This is a genomic window from Gordonia sp. GONU (assembly GCF_024733855.1).
Classification (GTDB): domain Bacteria; phylum Actinomycetota; class Actinomycetes; order Mycobacteriales; family Mycobacteriaceae; genus Gordonia; species Gordonia amicalis.
In genome coordinates, this window is sequence record NZ_JANRHB010000020.1 from 17,659 (window position 1) to 35,940 (window position 18,282).

At 67.2% G+C, this 18,282-nt stretch carries 17 protein-coding genes; 6 read left to right on the forward strand and 11 right to left on the reverse strand.

Going from position 1 to position 18,282, the window contains the following annotated elements; all coding sequences use genetic code 11:
- The first annotated feature begins 53 nt into the window (after positions 1-53).
- Positions 54-605 (forward strand): TetR/AcrR family transcriptional regulator, encoded by a 552-nt coding sequence (locus NWF34_RS16920; protein WP_258325578.1) that lies wholly within the window; start codon positions 54-56, stop codon positions 603-605.
- 43 nt (positions 606-648) lie between these two features.
- Here the strand turns inward: NWF34_RS16920 and NWF34_RS16925 are convergent, their stop codons facing one another.
- Positions 649-1,245, reverse strand: a complete 597-nt coding sequence (locus NWF34_RS16925; protein WP_309148643.1) for a TetR/AcrR family transcriptional regulator — start codon at positions 1,243-1,245, stop codon at positions 649-651.
- A 135-nt stretch (positions 1,246-1,380) separates the two neighbouring features.
- Here NWF34_RS16925 and NWF34_RS16930 point away from each other — a divergent pair, with 135 nt between their 5' ends.
- Genes NWF34_RS16930 through NWF34_RS16945 form a run of 4 tightly spaced genes read left to right on the forward strand, consistent with a single transcriptional unit; the run spans position 1,381 to position 6,066 of the window.
- Complete coding sequence (locus NWF34_RS16930; RefSeq protein ID WP_258325580.1) at positions 1,381-2,280, forward strand: hypothetical protein; 900 nt, start codon at positions 1,381-1,383, stop codon at positions 2,278-2,280.
- 26 nt (positions 2,281-2,306) lie between these two features.
- Positions 2,307-2,921, forward strand: a complete 615-nt coding sequence (locus NWF34_RS16935) for a hypothetical protein (RefSeq protein WP_258325581.1) — start codon at positions 2,307-2,309, stop codon at positions 2,919-2,921.
- On the forward strand, positions 2,918-4,456 hold the full coding sequence (locus NWF34_RS16940) for a pyruvate, phosphate dikinase (protein ID WP_258325582.1): 1,539 nt from the start codon (positions 2,918-2,920) through the stop codon (positions 4,454-4,456). The genes NWF34_RS16935 and NWF34_RS16940 overlap by 4 nt, the downstream gene beginning before the upstream one ends.
- Entirely contained in the window at positions 4,453-6,066 is a 1,614-nt protein-coding gene (locus NWF34_RS16945) for a PEP-utilizing enzyme (protein ID WP_258325583.1), read from the forward strand. Before NWF34_RS16940 ends, NWF34_RS16945 begins: the two co-directional genes overlap by 4 nt.
- 79 nt (positions 6,067-6,145) lie before the next feature.
- Here the strand turns inward: NWF34_RS16945 and NWF34_RS16950 are convergent, their stop codons facing one another.
- Genes NWF34_RS16950 through NWF34_RS16960 form a run of 3 tightly spaced genes read right to left on the reverse strand, consistent with a single transcriptional unit; the run spans position 6,146 to position 9,948 of the window.
- A complete protein-coding gene (locus NWF34_RS16950; RefSeq protein WP_258325584.1) occupies positions 6,146-7,261 on the reverse strand; it encodes a TIGR03857 family LLM class F420-dependent oxidoreductase in 1,116 nt (371 codons plus the stop codon).
- A gap of 28 nt (positions 7,262-7,289) precedes the next feature.
- Entirely contained in the window at positions 7,290-9,002 is a 1,713-nt protein-coding gene (locus NWF34_RS16955) for a PEP-utilizing enzyme (protein WP_258325585.1), read from the reverse strand.
- A 4-nt stretch (positions 9,003-9,006) separates the two neighbouring features.
- Positions 9,007-9,948 carry a hypothetical protein gene (locus NWF34_RS16960; RefSeq protein ID WP_258325586.1) on the reverse strand — a complete coding sequence of 314 codons (942 nt, stop codon included), beginning with the start codon at positions 9,946-9,948 and terminating at the stop codon, positions 9,007-9,009.
- A gap of 322 nt (positions 9,949-10,270) precedes the next feature.
- Here NWF34_RS16960 and NWF34_RS16965 point away from each other — a divergent pair, with 322 nt between their 5' ends.
- Positions 10,271-11,290: an LLM class flavin-dependent oxidoreductase gene (locus tag NWF34_RS16965; protein WP_258325587.1), complete on the forward strand. Its 1,020-nt coding sequence runs from the start codon at positions 10,271-10,273 to the stop codon at positions 11,288-11,290.
- A gap of 22 nt (positions 11,291-11,312) precedes the next feature.
- Here the strand turns inward: NWF34_RS16965 and NWF34_RS16970 are convergent, their stop codons facing one another.
- Genes NWF34_RS16970 through NWF34_RS17000 form a run of 7 tightly spaced genes read right to left on the reverse strand, consistent with a single transcriptional unit; the run spans position 11,313 to position 18,280 of the window.
- Positions 11,313-12,086, reverse strand: coding sequence for a hypothetical protein (locus NWF34_RS16970; protein WP_258325588.1), 774 nt, complete (start codon positions 12,084-12,086; stop codon positions 11,313-11,315).
- 31 nt (positions 12,087-12,117) lie between these two features.
- Positions 12,118-13,074, reverse strand: a complete 957-nt coding sequence (locus tag NWF34_RS16975) for an MlaD family protein (RefSeq protein ID WP_258325589.1) — start codon at positions 13,072-13,074, stop codon at positions 12,118-12,120.
- On the reverse strand, positions 13,071-14,105 hold the full coding sequence (locus NWF34_RS16980; protein ID WP_258325590.1) for an MlaD family protein: 1,035 nt from the start codon (positions 14,103-14,105) through the stop codon (positions 13,071-13,073). The genes NWF34_RS16975 and NWF34_RS16980 overlap by 4 nt, the downstream gene beginning before the upstream one ends.
- Positions 14,102-15,223: an MlaD family protein gene (locus NWF34_RS16985; protein ID WP_258325591.1), complete on the reverse strand. Its 1,122-nt coding sequence runs from the start codon at positions 15,221-15,223 to the stop codon at positions 14,102-14,104. The genes NWF34_RS16980 and NWF34_RS16985 overlap by 4 nt, the downstream gene beginning before the upstream one ends.
- On the reverse strand, positions 15,223-16,236 hold the full coding sequence (locus NWF34_RS16990) for an MlaD family protein (RefSeq protein WP_258325592.1): 1,014 nt from the start codon (positions 16,234-16,236) through the stop codon (positions 15,223-15,225). The genes NWF34_RS16985 and NWF34_RS16990 overlap by 1 nt, the downstream gene beginning before the upstream one ends.
- A complete protein-coding gene (locus tag NWF34_RS16995) occupies positions 16,233-17,249 on the reverse strand; it encodes an MlaD family protein (RefSeq protein ID WP_258325593.1) in 1,017 nt (338 codons plus the stop codon). The genes NWF34_RS16990 and NWF34_RS16995 overlap by 4 nt, the downstream gene beginning before the upstream one ends.
- Positions 17,246-18,280 (reverse strand): MCE family protein, encoded by a 1,035-nt coding sequence (locus NWF34_RS17000; RefSeq protein ID WP_258325594.1) that lies wholly within the window; start codon positions 18,278-18,280, stop codon positions 17,246-17,248. Before NWF34_RS17000 ends, NWF34_RS16995 begins: the two co-directional genes overlap by 4 nt.
- Between the last annotated feature and the right edge of the window lie 2 nt (positions 18,281-18,282).

The following is an 18,282-nucleotide window of genomic DNA, read 5'->3' on the forward strand; positions in this document are numbered from 1 at the left end:
ATAAGTTCAGTTATGGTCAACCCCGTCGACCGCCGAACGTTGAGGAGCAGGTCATGAGCACCGTTTTGTCACGCGATGCATATTTCGAAACAGGCCTGGACGTCCTGTCCGACCTCGGCTACGGAGGCCTCAAACTGGCCGAGGTCTGCTCACGCCTCCGGGTGACCTCGGGGTCCTTCTACCACTACTTCTCGAACTGGGCGGACTACACCAGCAGCCTGCTGGCCTACTGGCTCGAAGCCCGGACGGTCCGCTCGATCGATCGGCTGGCCGCCATCGGGGACCCGCGCGAACGCCTGGCGACGATCATCGACATCGGCCTGGGCCTGCCGCACGGCGCCGAGCGGGCCATCCGCACGTGGAGCAATCTCGACGAACGTGCCCGGCGAACCCAGGAAGAGGTCGATCGCAGGCGGTTCGAAGTGGTCTACGAGTCCGTCGCGGAGATCGTCGAGGACACCCGACTGGCACACCGGTTCGCCCACTGGTCGGTCTTCCTGCTGGTCGGCTACGAGCAGACCTCGCTGCCGAAGGATCGGGATGCGCTACGCGACATCATGATCCGCCTCATGCGGTTTCTCGAGGAGAACAGTCCGTCGTCCTGACACGCAGCCGCGACCGTCAGTGCGTCGCGTCAGTGCACCACGATCAGTCCGCGGGTAGATAGCCGCGGATCAGCACGGTGAGAATGGCGGCGAAACGCTGGTCGGTGATCGACGTGTCGGACAACCGATCACGCATTCCCGCCCTACCGTCGGCGAAATCCTCGGGGAGCGCGCGGCCGCCGCGACGGGCGGATTCCGCGTTTCGCGAGATCCGGTACTGCGCGGTACCGAGAACGCAGCTGAACAGGGCGACCAGCAGTTCGTCGGCGCGATCGTCAGGCGTACCGGCCCGAGCCAGGAGATCGAGGATGCGGCCGGCCGCACCCACCGCGACCGGCCCCTCGAGCCGACGTGATGCCATCTCCTGGGCCAGCGATGGATGGTCGACGAGGAGTCGGTGGAATGCCCGTCCCCACCGCATCAACTCATCGAAGGGGTCACCTGCGGGATCGACGGGTTCCACGGCCCGCAACGACTCGTCGAGGACGAGGTCGAACAGTTCGTCCTTGTTGGCGACATGGTGATAGATGGCCATCGGGGTGACGTCGAGATCACGCGACAAGCGCCGCATCGTCACCTGCCCGATGCCTTCCTCATCCGCTATCGCCAAGCACGCCTTGACGATCCGGTCAGCGTCCAAACCCGCTCCACGCGCCACAGAATTCTCCGATCAACCGATGCGAGTGACCCTTGTCACGTTTGACTATACGCTGTAGAGTCCGTCTGAGTTTTTATCCCGCATTCAAATTCAACACCATCTCCACGGAGGTCACGCATGACCGTCACCACCTCATCACCCGGGATCACCGCATGGGGGCCGTTGGCCGAGCCCCTGCACGACGACGCGGCCGGCCCGTCGGACCCGATCTGGAAGGACAACGCCTACCTGTCCTACTGGGATGTCGAGCGCCGGATCTTCGGAAGCTTCCACTTCTCCACCTCCCCCAACGGCGACGGAGCGCGGCGGGCCAGGTGCTCCCTGCTGGTCGGCGGCGACGAGATCGAGATCATCGAACCCCTGGACCGCGGGTCGTACGCCAGCGAGTCACTGACCTTCGGCCTCGACGGCACCATCACCGTCGACCACCCGGAACTCCAGGCGCAGTTCGTCAACGCGCCCCTGCACACCCCGGCCGACTTCTCCCTGCACGAACTCATCCCCCCACTGGTCCCCGGCAAGCCCCTCCAGCACTTCCAGCAGGCCTGCACGATGCGCGGCACCATCGAGTTGCGCGGCTCGCGCGCCGAGGTCGACGGATTCGGAATGCGCGATCGCACCTGGGGTTTCCGCGACGAGGCGGCGCAGTGGGCCGAGTACGCGGGGCTCGTCGCCGTCTTCGGCGACTCGTTCCTGTCGGTGATGAAGTTCCTGGGCATGGACGGAAGGCTCGCGACCGACGGTTACCTGATCGATGCCACCGGGTCCCGCCACATCGAGGACGTGACCTTCCGCCGGACCGCGGCCGCCCAGTTCCTGGCCGCGCGTTTCACCCTCGAGGACGGCCAGGAACTCACGTGCGTCATGCGTCACCGCGACGCCGGCTTCTTCGTCCCGATGGGCGCCGAGACCGAGGGTCCGGCATTCGGCACCTATGACGATTTCATGACGCTCGAGCTCGACGGGAGTCCGGGCGCCGGCTTCTTCGAGCAGGGCATCGTCCACCGCGTTCACTGAGATCCGCGTTCACCCAAGGAGATCCCATGACCGAACAACTGATCGTCCTGCAGGCGCTGCGCCTCAAGGGACGTGTGCGCGCGACCGACCTCGCCGACAGCGTGGGCGTCGACCCGACCGCGATGACCACCGATCTCGATGCGCTGGTCGCGGCCGGCTTCGCCGCCGAGGCGAACGGCCGGTACAAGACCACGCCGGAGGGTCGAACCCACCTGTCGGAGCTACTCGACGCCGAACGCGCCACGCTCGACACCGATGCCCTCACCGACGCCTACGAGGAGTTCGATGCGCACAACGACGACCTCAAGGCATTGATGTCGCGATGGCAGCTCAAAGACGAGTCCACCCCGAACGACCACACCGACGCCGCCTACGACGCCGCGGTCGTCGCCGACCTCCGTGCGCTTCACGAGAGGTTCGCGCCCCTGTTGTCGCGCATCGTCGAGCATGCACCGCGTCTGCACCCCTACCCCGCCCGGTTCACTGCCGCGCTCGGGAAGGTGGAGTCCGGGGACACCTCCTGGTTCGCCCGGCCGATCGCCGACAGCTACCACACCGTGTGGTTCGAACTCCATGAGGAACTGATCGGACTCACCGGCCGCACCCGCGCCGCCGAAGCCGCTGCAGGACGGGCACTATGACCATCGCCGGACATCGCAACGATGTCGCCACCGAGGTCGTGATCCTCGACGGGACCACCGACCACCACCGCGAACTGATCGGCGGAAAGGCCTGGAGCATCCAGCACATGCGTGCCCTGGGCATCCGGGTGCCCCCCGCCTTCGTCATCACCACGGCGGTCTGTCGCGAGTACTACGAGCACGACCGCACAGTGCCGCAACGACTCTGGGACCAGGTCGACTCCGCTCTCGCGCACCTCGAGTCGGAGACCGGCCGCAGTTTCGGATCCTCCGAGCGGCCGCTGCTCGTGTCGGTGAGGTCCGGTGCGGCGGTGAGCATGCCGGGCATGATGGATACCGTTCTCAACCTCGGGATGACCGACGCGATCGAGACCGCCCTCGCCGGCCTGTCGGGTGATGCGCAGTACGCCGCCGACACGCGGCATCGCTTCACCGAACAGTTCGCCAAGGTCGTGGGCACGCCGGCGCCGACGGACCCCAGAGAACAGCTGCACGAGGCGATTCGAGCGGTGCTCGACTCCTGGCAGTCGCCACGCGCGGTCTCCTACCGAGCCGCACGAGGACTCGACGACACGAGCGGTACGGCGGTCACCGTCCAGGCCATGGTGTTCGGCAACCTCGGTGCCGATTCCGGTACCGGCGTGCTGTTCTCCCGCGATCCGCTGACCGGCGCGCCGGGCGCATACGGCGAGTGGCTCTCCGGCGGACAGGGTGAGGACGTGGTCTCCGGGCGCATGGACGCGGTGCCGCTGTCCGTCCTCGCGGAGACGATGCCCGGCATCCACGCCGAGTTGCTCGCGGTGAGCGAGACATTGGAGCGACAGGGACGGGATCTGCAGGACATCGAGTTCACCGTCGAGGAGGGACGGTTGTGGCTGCTGCAGTCCCGGGCGGCCAAGCGCACGCCCGAGGCCGCGGTCCGGTGTGCGGTCGACATGGTCGAGGAAGGCCTCATCTCTCCCGCCGAGGCATTGCGGCGGGTCACCGCCGATCAGGTTCGCGCACTGCAGAAACCACACCTCGACGCCGTGGCCGCCGAACGTGCGCAGGTGCTGGCGACCGGCAAACCCGCATCGCCGGGCATCCGGACCGGAGTTGTCGTCACCGATCCCGACGACGCCCAGGATCTCGCCGAGGACGGTACCGACGTGATCCTCGGCAGGCAGACAACCGATCCCGACGACGTCGCCGCCATGTCGGTGGCAGTCGCGGTGCTGACCGAGTTCGGCGGCTCGACCTCCCACGCTGCGGTCGTGTGTCGCGAGATGGCCGTGCCGTGCGTCGTCGGCTGCGGCGCCGGCACCATCACCACACTCGCCGGTCGGACGGTGACCGTCGACGCGGGCGCCGGGATCATCTTCGACGGCGCGCTTCCCATCGTCGACGGTCGCCACGACGATCCGGGCCTCGCCACCATCCGGCGGTGGTTGACCGAATATCCGGGGCTCAGTGGCGCCGAACCCACGGCGGACCCGTCCGGAGACCTGGCTTCTCTGCTGGACGCCCATGCACGACAGGAGCATTCGGACTCATGAGCACCACGGTCGACACGATGCTCGACACCCTGGACAGCGCCGACGTGCCCGAATCCACGACGTGGACCACCGGCAACGTCGCCGAGGCGTTCCCCGGCGTGTTCAGCACCTTCGGTATCAGCTTCGTCTTCGGGCCGATGGAACTCGCCTTCCGGCGGATGTTCCATGATCTCGGCGCGCTGTCGTCGAGCGATGTGAAGGTACCCGAGGAGGTCAGTGACTGCTTTTGGAGTCTCTTCGCCGGCTGGGGTGCGGGCAACATCGACAAGTTCCGTGAGATCGCGAACGTGCTGCCGGGGACGTCCGCCACGGCGATCGAACAGCAACTGTTCGGTTACGTACGCCCCGACACGGTCGACGCCAACACCGTCGGCCGCTACCCCGCCATCCTGGCGAAGGCACCGCGGTGGGTCATCGGGGTACCCAGGCGCCACGATGCGATGTTCGCCGAGCTGCGACGCTGGCGGCTGGATCGGCTGCCGCGGATCGCCGATCTGGACGAAGCCGGTTGCCTCGCCGTACTCGCCGATGCGCGAACACGATTCGAGGACATCATGTCCATCCACATGGGGGTCGCGTTCATCAGCTCGGCGCTGGCGGACAAGGTGGCCGAGGCCGCCGCTGCGGGCGGGTTCCCCGGTCTCGAACAACACCTGCTCTCCGGGGTGGGTTCGGACGAGAACGAGGTCGCCTACGACCTGTGGGCGCTGGCCCACGGCACGATCTCCGAGCAGCAGTTCGTCGACCGCCACGGTTACCACGGCCCCAACGAGGGCCAGCTCCACGGGATCACCTGGCGGGAGAACCTGGCGCCCATCCGTTCGCGGCTGGCGGACTACCGCGCGATCGCCGACGACAACCCGCGCGCTCCTCGACATCGGAGTGCGGCACAGCGGCAGCTCCGCGACGATGCGGTTCAACGGCTGCTGAGCGCCACGCCCAGGTCACGGCGTCGGGCCACGGCGTGGATGGTCCGCATCGCCGGCCGGTTCCTCGCACTGCGCGAGCAGGGCAAGGCCGGATATCTGATCACCTACGACGTCGCTCGCGCCGCCGCCCGCAGACTCGGCGACCTCCTTGTCGAACGCGGCGTCATCACCGACCGGGAGCACGTCTTCCACCTGCGCTACGACGCGCTGGTGGCCGGGATCAGCGGCGATCAGAGCGCGATCGTCACCGAGCGGATCGATCGGTTCGCCCGGCAACAGGGCATCCGGGTTCCTCAGGCGTGGGCGGGGTATCCCGCGGTGACCAAGGTCGACGAGGACGACGAGGTCGCCCTCGGAACGGGCGGTGTGGTCACCGGCGTTGCGGCGAGCGCGGGACAGGTCGAGGGGCGGGCCCGTGTGGTCCGCGATCCCGCCGAGACCGAACTCGACGACGGGGACATCCTGGTGTGCGAGACCACCGATCCGAGCTGGGTGTCGCTGTTCATGGTCGCCGGCGGCGTCGTCACCGATTTCGGCGGTCTGCTCAGCCATGGACCGATCGTGGCGCGCGAGATCGGCATCCCCTGCGTCTGCGGCACCGAGAGCGGGAGCAGGCAGATCCGCGACGGACAGATGCTGCGCGTCGACGGAGACACCGGCCGGGTGACCGTCATCGGGTGACGACCGGCACCTACACGATGAGAACGTCCCCGCGACTCGTGAGTCGCGGGGACGTTGTCGATGGTCGGACCGTTCGGCGTCACACCGACGAGATCGCGGGCTCCTTCGTCTCCGCCCACAGCCGGGCCAGTGCCGCGTTCTGACCCGGGGTGCTGCCATAGGTCGCGACCTCGTCCGCGCCGGCGTCCCGGTACGACCCCAGGGCGGTCACGCAGTCCGACGCCGAGCCGAAGGCACAGGAGTCGTCCATCCACGAATCCGGTACCAGGCGCGCCGGTTCCAGCAGCTCGCGGCGGTGGAATGCGGTGTCCACCAACTCGTCCCCCGCCTGCTGCCGAACCTCTTCCAGTGCGGTCCGCAGGCGATGCACCGGTCCCGGATCCCATCCGTTCACCGCCGTCAGGGCGTCGCCGTACTGCTGGGCCTGTAGATAGGTGACCGCACGGGCGTGCGCGAGCGTCCGGGTCTCCTCGTCGCCGAGATCCGGCGCGGTCACCACGCACTGGACGACCCGCAGGCTCGCCGGGTCGCGGTCGATCTGCTCACACGCCTTCCGAAGTCGCGCAACGCTTCCCGCGGTGGCTTCCGGGGTCATCATCGGCGGCAGGATCACCCCGTCGAACGCACGCGCCACCGCTGCCGCCGCCCGCGGCATACCGAATGTTCCGTACCAGACCTGCGGGGCCGGGCCGTCGTAGACGTCACCGAGCTTGATCCCCTCATATCGGCCGGCCGGACCGTCGTAGGACACCTTCTCGCCACGCCACAGCTTCCGGAGGATGTCCACGTAATCGCAGATGCCGTCGAAGCCGGCCGTCCGGAGTCCTTCGTGCCGGAGATAAGCGCTGTCACCCCGCCCGAGACCGAGGATGAACCGTGGACCGAACGCCGCGTGCATGGTGGCCCCGAAGGCCGCCATGTGGAGGACGTGACGGCGGGCCGGGGAGACGAGACCGGTTGCCAGACCGACCCGTTCGGTCCGCGCCCCCACCGCGCCGAGCACCACCGCGGCCTCCTTGAGATTCCAGCGTTCGGAGAGGAAGACGTTGCGGAAGCCGAGACGCTCGGCCTCCTCGCCGTCGGCGATGCCCTGGGGGACGGTCCGGACCTCCGTCTCGTTGCGTCGGCCCTCGGGCAGAGTGGAGCTGACCCGGCCGGCGATGAGGTAGGCGCTGAGGTCGTCGAGCTGGGTCATCGGCGTGACCTTTCCGGTGGTGAGGGGTTCATTGCGGTGCCAGGACCTCGACCGTGCCGGCCGTGCCGTCGACGCGGACGAGCATGCCGTCCTTGAGTTCCGTTGTGCCGGTCCGGGTGTTGGCAACGCAGGGCAGTCCCAGTTCCCGGCACACGATGGCCGCATGACTCATCGCGCTGCCGACATCGGTCACGACTGCTTCGGCGAGTGGGAACAGTGATGCCCAGCCCGGGTCGGTCGCCTTGCAGACCATCACGGTGCCGTCCTCGATCTCGGCGTCGTCGAGGTCCCGGATGACCTGGACCCGTCCCTGCGCCACCCCGGCGCTGACACCGAGACCGGTCAGCGTGCGGATCTCCGGGGTGTCGCCGGTGGAGGCGGCCGCGGTGTCGTCGGTGGCGTCGCTGTCGTCGGTGGATCGGGGGGCCGTCGAGACGACCGGTTCGGGTGCGCCGTGCCACACATGAGGGAGGTCGATCGCGCTGTACGCCTCGTGGTCGAGTCGCCGGCGGGCCACCAGGTCGGCGTACTCACCGGTCCGGCGGGAGGCGAGTTCGTCGATGGTGAGAAAGAAGACGTCGCCCGGTTCGGCCAGCACACCGGCGTCGGCGAGCTGTCGCCCGATCGACCGCGCCGCCGCCCTGGTGACGTCCACGCCGCGCAGGATGTTCGCCCGTCCGGTCTCGCGCCAGGTCGGCACCTGGGCGGCGAACCCGATCAGTGCGGAGGCGAGCCGGCGCCGGGCCGGGCTCAGCCCGGCATGGAGGCGTCGGACCGCCTCGTCGTGCTCGCGCCGGCGCCGAACGACCAGATCGTCCACGTTCTCGGCGTCGGCCCGCGTCCGGTATCGCGCGGCCAGCGCCGTCACCATCGTCGAATCCTCGCGCCAGACAACCGAATCGACGAGACCCTCACGTGGCCCGTGATAGCCGTGGCGCCGTACGAAGCCGTTGACGTCGATCTCGTCGCGCGAGAGTCGCCACAGGTCACGGACCAGCTCGAACTCGGCCGTGCCCTCATCGCTCTTGATCAGTTCCCCACCGGATGCGAGTCCGGCCGACTCGGCCAGATTCTGCACCTGCCCCATGAGGCCCTGCGCCGCCATCGAGAGCGGCATGTGCACCGAGAGGCCCTTCTCGAACATGTCCCGCGCCTCCACGAGCGCCGCGGTGGCCTCGTCGAGGCCGGCACTGTCGAGTGCGAACGCGCGACGTGACCACCATCGCTCGCTCTCCTCCGCAAGCGCAGGCAGCGCCTTGATCGCCCGGCGCAGCGCAACGGGGAACTTGACCGCGACGATCGGGTAGCGGCGCATCTTGGCCCATCCCCGCGGTTCCGGGAGTCCGCCTGCCTGAACGGATCCGAACAGCTGCTCCTCCATCATGGCGGCCGAACCGCCGGGCACGCGGGCGGCCATCTGACCCATGTTGTCGACGTTCGCGATGGCATGTCCGTGAGCGACAGACAGGAACCGCAGGTCGACATCGTCCGGTATCTCGCGTGCGGACCTCGGCATGACACCGAGATCCACCCAGCAGTCGCGCATGGTCTGTTCGGTCGGCGGGAAGTACAGCGACCACGTCATCGGAGTGACGATGCCGGGCAGTCCCTCGTCGACATTCGCTGTCGTCCAACGCAGTCGGTGCCCGGGAACATGTACCGGGCTCGCCGCGAGATCCGCGGTCGGTCCGGGTGTCGGTCGGGATGTCGAGCCGTTCTCGACCACTGGTGATCCGGTCATGTGTTCAGCGCTCCTCGGGAGATGGGAGTTGGGATGGGCGGTAGTCGCGTTCGAACACCCCGTAGCCGACGTCACCGTCGGGCGCGGTGACCCGGACGGTGGACTGGGTGATCACGAGGGCGTCGTGCTCGGTGTCGCGAGCGACGCCGTTGATGTTCTCGTTCGGGGCGAGAAAGGTCAGCGTGTAGCCGTGCAGCCGTTCGCCTTCCAGTTCGAAGGGCCCGTCCTCGGTGGTCATGCGCAACGAGATCAGTCTCGGCTCGTGCGTCCGGAAATCATCGAGCCCGGTGCAGTGCACATCGCCACCGGTCTCGGCGCCGGTCGGGCCGAACACGGTGAAGACCCGATGGTCGACGGTGCCGTCGACCCGCCAGTTCACCAGTCCGTTCGCAACCCGTCCGGTGTCGGGAAACACGACCACGAAGAAATGCAGGCCACCGAGCCTGCTGACGTCGCGGGGTCCGCTGGAGTGATCTCGCGCCGCAACGCCCTGGATGTCCCAGCTCTCCGTCCCGGCGCGAAGCGAGCCGACCGCGCGGAATCCCTGGGTGTGGTGCAGCGCCGCCCAGGAGAGGTCGTGGATGCCGAGCGCACCGTGCATGTCCCACACCGGTGCCGCCGCCTCGATGTCGATGTCGAACGCGAAGGCTCGGGCCGGACCCGCGCCCGATGCCCCGGTCGCCATCCGGCCCAGGTCGGTCTTCTCGCCGGCGCCGTCGAAGGTCAGGCGCCAGGCGCGGAGCGGTTCCACGCAGGTGACCCGGAGGTTCCCGGTGGCCGGTCCCCGATCATCCGGCGCCCGCCCCCAGGATCTGTCGACCAGCAGCCGGCCGTCGGGCAGCATCGCGATGACCTGGGCCCACCACAGGTCAGGGTCGTCCGGCCAGCGCCCGCAGTGGATGAAGACGCCCACCTCCTGCGCGGGCGACCAGACGTGAAAGAACATCGTCTCGCTCCACCCCGGCACATCTGGGACCCCGTGAAGCAGGTCCGCTTCGGGATTCACGCGAAAGGGGTTGTCTCCATGCAACAACTGCGAGGGTGAGTTCGCCGTGTCCGTGCTGTTCATCCGATCCAGTCCGCCTGTCCGCCGGCGATTCCCGGTGCTGATCCGCTCGCGAATTCCGGCTACTTTTGAATTGCGACTAAATTTCTCGACGAACCATACAGCGTATAGTCAGATGTGACAAGGGTCACGTACGAGCGTGGCGCGGATCGGCACCGTCGTCCCCGGGGAACAAAACGGACCGGGGTATCATTTACCGACCATGAAGAAGATCGGTTTCCTGTCGTTCGGCCACTGGTCGGACTCCCCGGGCTCCCAGGTCCGCTCGGCATCGGACACGCTGCTGCAGTCCATCGACCTCGCGGTGGCGGCCGAGGAGCTCGGCGTCGACGGTGCCTACTTCCGCGTCCACCACTTCGCCCGGCAGCTCGCGTCGCCGTTCCCGCTGCTGGCCGCGATCGGCGCCAAGACCAGCCGCATCGAGATCGGCACCGGCGTCATCGACATGCGCTACGAGAACCCGCTGTACATGGCCGAGGACGCGGGTGCGGCCGACCTCATCGCCGAAGGTCGTCTACAGCTCGGCATCAGCCGCGGATCGCCCGAGCAGGTCATCGAGGGCTACAAGTACTTCGGATATGTCCCACCGGAGGGCTCCACCGACGCCGACATGGCCCGCCAGCACACCGAGGTCTTCCTCCGCGTCATCGAGGGTGGGGGTTTCGCCCGCCCCAACCCGCGCCCCATGTTCCCGAACCCACCCGGCCTCCTGCCGGTCGAGCCGCAGTCACCCGGCCTGCGCGACCGGATCTGGTGGGGAGCCGGCACCCGCGCCACGGCCGAGTGGACCGCCCAGCAGGGCATGAACCTGATGTCGTCGACGCTGCTCACCGAGGACACCGGTGTTCCGTTCCACCAGTTGCAGGCCGAGCAGATCCAGCGCTTCCGCAAGGCCTGGGCCGACGCCGGACACCCGCACGAACCGCGGGTCTCGGTGAGCCGCAGCATCTTCGCGCTCGTCGACGACCGCGACCGCGCGTACTTCGGGCGCGGCGGCGCCGAGTCGGATCAGGTGGGCGTCATCGACAACACGGTCGCCCGCTTCGGCCGCAGCTACGCCGACGAGCCGGACAAGCTCATCGATCAGCTCCGCGAGGACGAGGCCATCGCGGCGGCCGACACCCTGCTGCTGACCGTGCCCAATCAGCTCGGCGTCGAGTACAACACCCACGTTCTCGAGTCGATCCTCACCCACGTCGCCCCAGCCCTCGGCTGGCGCTGACCCGCTCTACGCAGAATCGCGGTCAGTTGCCGGGCTGGCCGGGCAGGCCCGCGCCGAGACCGCCGACATCGGTGATGGTCCAGCCGCTGGCCTTGTCGAGGGTGATCGTGTAACTGGCGGTGGCGGTCACGCCGTCCGGCGTCTGGCGGCTCTTGGAGTCCATGTCGACGAAAACGCGGACCACGTACTGGTTTCCGTTCGAGCCGGCGACGGTCGCGGCGAGCTTCTCGGCCGTGGACACGTACTGCATCTGGGTGAGCAGCGGTGCGACGACGTCCACCGCGGTGCCCATCTTCTCCTTGAGCTGTTGCGTCACACGGGTCTCGAGCGCCTTACGCCACGCGTCGATGTCCTGGTAGTCGACCTTCGACACGTTGAGCGCGTAGTCGCCGGCGACCTTCTCGGCCTCGGTCTCGGTCGCGATCTTCGCGTTGACCGCGGCCAGTTCATCGGCGGAACCGTCGGTGGCCCAGAGGATTCCGAAGACCGCCGCCAGTACGACGGCGACCGCGGCCACTGCCGACACCGCGATCAGCGGGACACGCGCAGCCGGGGCGGCGCCGGACTTGCTGCCCGACTTGTTCTTCCCGCCCTTCTTCTTGCCGTTCTTGGCAGACGCGTTCTTGTCCTTACCGGACTTGTCCTTCGCGCCCTTGTCCTTCTTGGGCTTCACCGGCCCGTCGGCCCCGGCCTCGACCGGCTGCGCCTCGTCGAGTGCGACCGCCGACGATGCCGTTTCTGCGGACGTGTCCTCGGCGTGGTCGGCCCCTGCGGTCGGGTCGTCGTGGGTGCTCATCGGTACTCCTTGTACTGCTTGGGGTCGTAGATCATGATCCCGGCGCGGTCAGGGTGACACGCAGCCGGTCGCCGGGAAGGGAATGGATGGCGTGGTCGAGAAGGTCGGCGAGGTCGATCATGCCGACCAGCGGTCCGGTCGCCTTGGAGATGGGGCGAAGGATGCCACCGAGCGCGAGGAGGTCGGGCGACAGTTTCTCCAGCACCTCGACCAGCTGCTTCTGCTCGTCGCGCCAGGACCCCATCACCTCGCTGCCGCGCAGCTTTCGTGACGCGAAGAAGAGGTACTCGTAGGACACGCCGAGGGACTCGCCGAACGCATCGAGCTGTGGCGGTGCCGCCATCATGGCCGGCTTCAACTCGTCTGTCTTGGAGAGGATCTCGGTCATGTGATCGGTCAGCGCATCGAGATGCCCCTGCCGCGATGTCAGCGTCATCAACAGGAGGTCGGCACCGCGACGCACCGCCGGGGTGACCGCGGACTCCACTCCGGTGACCGATTGCGAGAGCGTGTCGAGCAGGCTCGTCACCCGCTCGGGTTCGACTTGTTCGAGCATCGCCGAGGTGTCACCGAGGAGCTGCGCCACCGACGTCGGCACCTCGACCGTCTGCGTCAGGTGCGCGCCGTCCTCCAGCCACGGTCCACTGTCCGTGTTGGGCATGAAGGCGAAGACGGGTTCACCCAGCGACGACAGCTGCTCGATCTTCAGGTCCGTCGCGACCGGAACCCGTTGGTCGGCAGCGTAGGTCAGCGCAACACGTACCCCGCCGGTCCGTCCGGTGACCTCGTCGACCGTGCCGATGTTCACGCCGCGGTACACCACGTCGGAACCACTCTTCAGTCCGGACGAGTCGGTCAGGTCGACGGTGATGCTCGTGCGCTTCTCGATCGGATCGACGGCCAGCACCCCGATGAGGAGGTATCCGACGCCGAGGACCGTCGTCATGATCAGGGCGCCCGCCGAGAGCCATCCGGGGATTCGACTCATCGGACCGCCCCCACCATCTTCAACAGCAGGAAGGCGTTCGCGCTCACATCCTGCTCGGCCATGCTGACCTGCTTCACGTTGACGTTGGGCCCCAACAGGAACGGAACCAGTTTGTTCTTCGTGAACGACGTCACGGTGGCCGCGTTGCCGTTCAGCTGATGCGGGCTCGCCGAGGGTTCCCGGATGAGCGGGGCGATCAGTTCGAGATTCTCCCGGACGTGAGGCAACCGCGGGATCAGCCATTCGAGACCGGTCGTCAGGGTGTTCACGTCGATCACCACGTTGAGAACCGCGCTCATGAACTGCGGGACGCGCTCCAGCCGGGTGCGGGCATGGTCGGAGAAGATGAATCCCAGGTCGTCGCGCATCGCATCCAGTCGACCGCTCAGCTCGTCGGCCGCCTCGATGCTCCGTCCGAGCGCGTCGAGGTTGTCTGCCGACTCACGTACTGCCGCAGAACCGAATTCGGACAGGCCACGCAGCTCCGCGACATCCGAGGGCAGGGTCTTGTTCAGCTCGGCGATGGCGTCCTGGAGACGGGTGACGCTCCCGGCGTTGACGAAGTCGGCCATGCGCGCCAGCACATCCTCGATCTGCGGACCCGGATCGGTGTCGTCGAGGGCGACCACGTCACCGTCACCGAGGAGCTCCGGCCCCATCTCGACCGGCGGGATGAGAGCGATGTAGATGTCGCCGAGCATCGACGTCTGCCGCAACTCGGCTCGCGTACCGCGCGGCAGCTCGACATCCTCGCTGACGTCGATGTGCGCGACCGCGGCCTCGTCGGTGAGCGTGATCGACCTCATCGAACCGACCTTCGCGCCGTTGCTTCGTACCTCGGCGCCGGCGGGAAGACTCAGCAGCGAACTGAACTCGAGGTCGAGCCGGTAGGTCGGACCACCCACACCGGTTCCCGGCATGACGTAGTTGCTGGGGTTGAACGAGCAACCGGCACAGACGATCACCGCGGCGAGGAGAACGCCGGCCCATGCGGTCAGGCGACGACGCGGCGAGGCGAAGCCGTGGGTCATCGGTGGCCTCCCAGATCGTTCAGCAACAACTGCGGCAACGGGACGGTGATCGTCTTCGACGTCACCTCGCACCGGCTACCGGGGATCTTCTTGAGCGCTGCACACAACGCTCCCGCGTCGGCGCTCTTCACCGCGGCCTTGGGTGCGCGGTAGTCGACGCCGACACCACGCCCCGGGCTTTCGATCATGCGGTGGAGCATCGTGAGGATTCCCGGGATCTTCCCGAGGATCTCCGGCGATTCCTCCGCCTGGGTACGCACCATGCTGACGATCGGCACCGACGCGTTGAGCGCATCCATGATCAACGGGAAGTTCTCGTTGAAGAGTCGATCCAGCGGATCCAGTGCATCGGCGAGCTTCTCGACGATGGTCTTGACCAGCCCGAGCATGTACTCGATCAGTGCCAGGCCGGGACCCAGCGTCTTGATGGTGGTGGACACGTTCTCCCAGTCGGCATCGACGAACTCGGTGAGCTCCGCGCTGTTCTCGATCAGGGTGCCGAACTCCCTCATGAAGGTGTCCGGGGACTCCATCAGGTCGCCGAGTTCACGCAGCTGCCGGTTGATCGTCGGTCCGAGTCCGCCCATCTCACGGTCGGCGCCCTCGAGCAGCGCCTGGAGTGGGAGATGGCCCGACTCGTCGGCCGTGGTGATGTCCTTGAAGAACCGGGAGAACGAGTTCAACGCGTCCGGCACGCTGATGGGCTCGGCGGTACGCGACTCCGGGATGCAGGTGCCGTCGAATTCGGTTCCACCGTCAGGGACTTCGGTGTTGACGAGCTCGACGCGACGATCGGTGAGGATCGAGGAGTTCACGATCGCCGCACCGACGTCACGGCCGAGGGTACGGTCGTCGATCGTCATATCGACCTGCACCTGCGTGCCGCGCGGGGTCACCGACTCGACGGTTCCGATCTGGATACCGCGAATGGTCACTGCCGCACCCGGGTACAGACCGAACGAACTCTGGAAGGCCGCGCAGACACCGTTGCCCGAACCGCTGTCGGTGCGGGTGAAGGCGACACTGCAGACGGCGACGACCGTGACGACGATCGTGAAGACGGCCAGTGTGCGACGCCTGGCCGGCGAGATCTTCTGCGGCTGTTGGGGTGTGGTCATCAGCAGGTCCGTCCGGGAACGGGCAGGCAGACGTCGGGGAGTTCGGTGGTGAGACCGCTCTGGTCGACGAGGGCCTTGCCCTCCGGACCGGCGAGCTCGCCGAGGCTGAGCAGCGTGGCGCGCAACTGGTCGACGACCTGCTCGGACCAGCCCACCATCTCCTTGCTCAGGTTCCTGGCCTCGACCACCGGCCCGAGCAGCGGTTCGATCTTCTGCTGGTAGGGACCCGACAGGAAGTCGAAGACGACGCCGACGAGGACCGAGGTCGAGTCGGCGAAGATCTTCGTCTCGGTCGCCGAGGCGACGGTCGAGGGCCCGAGCACCGCATACGCCCGGATCACCTCGGTGATCAGCGCCTTGTTGTCGAGCACCGCGCCCACGTACTCATTCGACAGCGACAGCAGGTCGGTGATCTGGTTCTTCTGCTCCGCGAACAGTTCGATGATGCGCTGCATGTCGGTCACCGTGCTGCGCACCGACCCGGGCGCGTCGGCGAGGGCATCCGACGACGCGGACATCGCGTCTCGCAGTGCCCTGGTGTCGATCTCGTCGGTCACCTCGACCGCGCTCTTGACGAGGTCGTTGACGAGGAACGGCACCGTCGCCCTCGACTGCGGGATCGGTTCACGCAGTGGGTTGGAACCCGAGGGCATCATCGCGAGGTACAGACCGCCGACCGGGGTCAGCATCCGCACGCTCACCGACGTCGTATCCCCCACGAAGACATCGTTCTTCACGGTGAACTCGACGTCGACGTGGTCATCTTCGAGAGTGAGCCCGAGGACCTTGCCGACCGGGATACCGGCCACGCGAACGGTGTCACCCGCGCGCAGGTTGCTCGACTCGCTGAGCTGCAGATGGAAGGTCTGGTTGCCCGGTGGCTTGAGGTACAGGATGCCCGTCGTCGCGATGACGATCGCGACGACCGCGATACTGATGGCCGCCCACCACATCTGGGATCTGCTCGACGCATACTCCGAGCCGATCAGGGTCTTGCTCCTGGTGTCGCTCATCGGTCCCCCTTGCACACGGTGAGGGCTCGACCGTTCATGAGCACCGTCGCGGCGACGGGCATCGAGAATGTCCCGTTGCTGCACGACGACGCCGGATTCGCCTTCGGGATGAGCTGATTCAGCCCCTCGAGCACGCCCGGTAGCATCGACAGCGACTTCACCGCCGCGGTGGTGTCCGGGATGACCTCGGAGATCTTCTGCGTCACATCATCGGTGGTGCCGGTCGCCCCGAGGCCCATCAGCGAGAGGGCATCGGTGACCCGCAGGATCTCGGAGAGTTCGATCGAGCCCTTGCCCATCAGGGACAGGAACTCCTCCATACGGGTGGCGATGGGGATGAAGATCGAGTGGAAGACCTTGAGGATCGCGGCGAGATTCTCGGAGCGGCCGTTGATCTCCTTCGAGATCCGTTCCAGGTTCCCGACGATCGTCTCCATCACCGCGGTCCGGTCACTGGCGTAGGAGGTGAGCAGCGAGACGTCCTTGAGCACCGGCGTCATGTCGCTGCTCCCACCGTCGATGAGTGCGACCAGGCTGGTCGCGAGACGGTTGTAGACCTCGGGATCGGCCGCGCTGAGCAGCGGGCGCAGGCCGTTGAACACCGTGGTGATGTCGAAGGAGTCCGCGGTGTTGGTGACCAGTGCGCCGTCGGCCACCGCCGGCGCGGCCTCCTCGCCCCGGATGAGCTCGATGTAGCGCTGCCCGGTCAGGTTCTGGAATCGGATGGACAGCTTGTCCGAGGTACGCAGTCGGTGTTCGTCCTGGATGTGGAAGGAGACCTCCGCACGGGCGTCGTCGGTCAGGTCGATCCCGGTCACCTTGCCGATCTGGACACCGCGCAGACGGACGTCGGCGTTCTGGGTCAGACCGAAGACGTCGCCGAACGTGGCACGGTAGTCCACGGTCTGGCCGGCCACGGGACGCTGGATGGCCTGCACGATCAGCGTGATGATGAGCGCGGCGGCAACACCGAGGATGGCGAGCCGGATGGCGGCCTGGCGTGGACTCTTCACCGCTGTCCCCTCTCCGTCGGTGCTTCGGTGGTCTTCGCCAGTGCGGCCAGGGGTTGTCCGAATGCCGGGAATCCCTGCAGGAGGATCTCGGTGTCGAGGTCGACGCGGTCGCCGCGACGATGCAGTGCCCCGTCGGCTCCGTCGAGCAGGCGCTCGACCTTGGCCGGTGTGATGCCTTGCAGCCCTTGGTTGAGCGGGACGATCAGGTCGAGCATCACGTCCATGAGACCGGCCATCGGCGCGAGAGCGCCCACGAGACGCCCGGCGAACGAGAACACCAGGTTCGAGACCTCGACGATCGTGCCGTTGGCCAGTTCGACCTGAGCCGGGTCGTCGAGATCCTCCACCGAGGCCAGAGAGTTGAGGATGCCGATGGCCGACGGGGTGAACACCGCGGCCCCCTCGGAGGCATTGGCGATCTTGGGTAGCAGCTCGCCCATCGACAGGTTCATCTTGCGCTGCATGGTCCGCAGCATCACCAATCCGGATGCCATCAGCGGCGCCGACGCGGCGGTGAGCTCGGCACCGGCGTCGAGTGAGGTCGCGAGGTCACGATTGACGACGTCGATCATCAGTCGTCCCGAGTCCCGCATGATCGTCGTGATGGTGTCGTCGGACGCCCCGTTGCCGAGATCGAGAACCTCCGCAGGACGCAACGGATCACCGGATCCGGTGGGAACCAGTTCGACTGCCGTCGAACCGAACACGGTGCCCGAGATGAACCGGACGTCGAGTTCGTCGGACAGTTCGCCGAAGCGCTCGTCATCGACCGAGAGGGTGATCAGCTGACGACCCGGCCCGTGCGGACGATGGTCGACGACCTCGCCGACCGTGAGCCCGTGCAACCGGACGGGTGTCGCTTCTCCCACACCGTCGCCGAGGTCGGAGACCACCAGGGCGAATCGCACGCCGTCCGCGGGAGCCGGCGTGACCTTCTGCCACACCACGACCCCGAGGACCGCGACAAGCGCGACGACGACGAGACCACGGATGCGGTATCCGCGGATGCTGGGTTCACGATGCGAGCTCATGC

Coding starts and splice junctions, on each gene's coding strand:
- NWF34_RS16920 (WP_258325578.1), top strand. CDS start 54: ATGAGCACCGTTTTGTCACGCGATGCATATTTCGAAACAGGCCTGGAC.
- NWF34_RS16930 (WP_258325580.1), top strand. CDS start 1,381: ATGACCGTCACCACCTCATCACCCGGGATCACCGCATGGGGGCCGTTG.
- NWF34_RS16935 (WP_258325581.1), top strand. CDS start 2,307: ATGACCGAACAACTGATCGTCCTGCAGGCGCTGCGCCTCAAGGGACGT.
- NWF34_RS16940 (WP_258325582.1), top strand. CDS start 2,918: ATGACCATCGCCGGACATCGCAACGATGTCGCCACCGAGGTCGTGATC.
- NWF34_RS16945 (WP_258325583.1), top strand. CDS start 4,453: ATGAGCACCACGGTCGACACGATGCTCGACACCCTGGACAGCGCCGAC.
- NWF34_RS16950 (WP_258325584.1), bottom strand. CDS start 7,261: ATGACCCAGCTCGACGACCTCAGCGCCTACCTCATCGCCGGCCGGGTC.
- NWF34_RS16955 (WP_258325585.1), bottom strand. CDS start 9,002: ATGACCGGATCACCAGTGGTCGAGAACGGCTCGACATCCCGACCGACA.
- NWF34_RS16960 (WP_258325586.1), bottom strand. CDS start 9,948: ATGTTCTTTCACGTCTGGTCGCCCGCGCAGGAGGTGGGCGTCTTCATC.
- NWF34_RS16965 (WP_258325587.1), top strand. CDS start 10,271: ATGAAGAAGATCGGTTTCCTGTCGTTCGGCCACTGGTCGGACTCCCCG.
- NWF34_RS16970 (WP_258325588.1), bottom strand. CDS start 12,086: ATGAGCACCCACGACGACCCGACCGCAGGGGCCGACCACGCCGAGGAC.
- NWF34_RS16975 (WP_258325589.1), bottom strand. CDS start 13,074: ATGAGTCGAATCCCCGGATGGCTCTCGGCGGGCGCCCTGATCATGACG.
- NWF34_RS16980 (WP_258325590.1), bottom strand. CDS start 14,105: ATGACCCACGGCTTCGCCTCGCCGCGTCGTCGCCTGACCGCATGGGCC.
- NWF34_RS16985 (WP_258325591.1), bottom strand. CDS start 15,223: ATGACCACACCCCAACAGCCGCAGAAGATCTCGCCGGCCAGGCGTCGC.
- NWF34_RS16990 (WP_258325592.1), bottom strand. CDS start 16,236: ATGAGCGACACCAGGAGCAAGACCCTGATCGGCTCGGAGTATGCGTCG.
- NWF34_RS17000 (WP_258325594.1), bottom strand. CDS start 18,280: ATGAGCTCGCATCGTGAACCCAGCATCCGCGGATACCGCATCCGTGGT.